The following is a 2,241-nucleotide window of genomic DNA, read 5'->3' on the forward strand; positions in this document are numbered from 1 at the left end:
CATCATACTGCGCCTGGTCCTCATTCTCGCTGCGCACCGCCTTGTTCTTGGCCTCGGCTGCCTGCCGCAACCGCCAGGTCAGCGCCTCATCTGCAAGACCGTCCAGATCTTCTTCGGCTTCTGCCAGTTCCGCGTCCAGCCCGCGCCGCGCCTCAAGCTTTGCCAGCTCCTCGGCCAGGGTCATGCTGGCCAGTTCGGTGTCGCCGGGTTTGCGCAGGCAGGGGGTGATTGCGACATGGCGAAGCCCAAAGAGGTTTTCAAGGGCATGAGGCCCCAAAGACCAGTCGATTTCCTCGCGCAGACGCTCCGGCGCGCCGATGCCAAAGCGCAGCACCATATCCCGCAGCACCGCCAGATCCGGGTCGGCGCATTGCAGGCGCTCCAGGCTGGTTTCGAATTCGGGGATCACAGCCGGGGTGGTGATTGCCGTGGCCAGGATCACCGCTTCGCGCATGGCGGCAAAAAATTCGTCTTCGGCACCTGCCACCAGCGAGGCACGGGTGGTTGCGCGCGGCTGCGGGATCGGGCCAAAGCCTTTGCCGGGTTTCCACGGTGGACGGCTGCCATCGCGAAAGCCGCCGCTGCGGGATCCGCGCTGCTGGAAACCGCCCTCGCCGCCGCTGCGGTTACTGCGGAACAGCTGCCAGCGCATCTCCTTGACGTCTTCGCCGTAATGCTTGCGGATCGACGGGTCGCGGATCAGCTTGATCTTCTCGCGCAAGGATTTGTCCAGCGACGCCTTGCGTTCGGGGCTGTCGAAGACTTTGCCCTCGGTCTCGCGCTGCCACAGCAGCTTAACCATCGGCATCGCCTGATCCAGCACCGCCTGCACTGCATCCGGGCCTTTACTGCGGATCAGATCGTCGGGGTCCTTGCCCTCGGGCATGATGGCAAAGCGCAGGGATTTTCCGGCCTCCAGCAGCGGCAGCGCCAGGTCGATCAGCCGCATGGCAGCACGGATACCAGCGGTGTCGCCGTCCAGCGCGATGATCGGCTCGTCCGACATCCGCCACAGCATCTGCAGCTGGTTTTCGGTGATCGCAGTGCCCAGCGGCGCCACGCAGGATTGAAACCCGCCTTCGGCCAGCGCAATCACATCCATATAGCCTTCGGCCACAACCAGCGTGGAACCCCGCCCCGACGCCGCCCGCGCAGGTCCGTGATTGTACAGGCTGCGGCCTTTGTCGAACAGCTCGGTCTCGGGCGAGTTCAGGTATTTGGCGTTGTCATTCGGGTCCATTGCCCGGCCGCCAAAGGCAATTGCGCGGCCGCGCGCATCGCGGATCGGGAACATAATCCTGTTGCGGAAGGTGTCATAAGGTTTGCCGCCCTTGTTCGAGGGTTTGGCCAGCCCGGCGCCGATGATCAGGTCTTCGGGCACGTTCTTGCCGCGCAGCCCGTCCCACAAGGCTTGCCAGCCATCAGGGGCAAAGCCGATTTCCCAGCGGTCCAGCGCCGGCGGCGTCAGCCCGCGGCGCTGCAGGTAAGCACGGGCGTCATGAGCGCCGTTGGTCTTGAGCTGCAGGCGAAAGAACTGCACCGCCTGCTCCATCACTTCGGCCAGCAGCGTCCGGCGGTCCTGTTTTTCCTGCGCGCGCGGGTCACGCTTGGGCATTTCCATGCCAGCCTCTTGCGCCAGGATCTCCACCGCCTCCATGAAACCGACGTTCTCGGTCTCCTGGATAAACTTCAGCGCGTCGCCTTTGGCATGGCAGCCAAAGCAGTAATAGAACCCCTTGCGGTCCTCGACATGGAAAGACGCGGTTTTCTCGTGGTGAAAGGGGCACGGGCTCCAATAGTCACCCTTGCCCGGCTGCGACTTGCGCTGATCCCACATGACCTTGCGCCCGACAACATCAGAGATACTGACTCGGGTGCGCAATTCATCCAGAAAGCCGGGCGGCAGGGACATATCAGTTCGACTTCAGCTGTTTCTGCATCGCCTGGATCTGATCCCAGTTCTGCAGGCACTGTTCCTCGAAGGCCGCACCAAGATCAACGTCGCGCAGATCGCGCCGTTTCATCGCATAGACATGGTTCGTCAGCTGCGGGATCGCCTTGGAATAGGTCTCAGGCCAGTCCGGTTCGCTGTCCAGTACCGCCTGCTCCACCTCTTCCTGTTTCACCCGGTCCAGCCGCGCCTGCTGCACCGCGGCCATGACCTGGCCCTGGTACTTGCAGCTTTGTTCTTTAGTTTCAGAAGCATAGGCCGGAGCCGCCAATAAGGCGGCTGCAAGGGCA

The 2,241-nt window shown here is 63.1% G+C and carries 2 protein-coding genes; both read right to left on the reverse strand.

Features of this window, described 5'->3' with window-relative positions; translation table 11 throughout:
* A partial coding sequence (gene dnaG / locus A2I95_RS32515; RefSeq protein WP_291736466.1) for a DNA primase occupies positions 1–1,912 on the reverse strand: 1,912 nt, incomplete at its 3' end.
* A 1-nt stretch (position 1,913) separates the two neighbouring features.
* Positions 1,914–2,241 (reverse strand): hypothetical protein (locus tag A2I95_RS32520; RefSeq protein ID WP_291736468.1); only part of this gene is annotated, 328 nt, incomplete at its 5' end.

Source organism: Leisingera sp. F5, assembly GCF_001593695.1.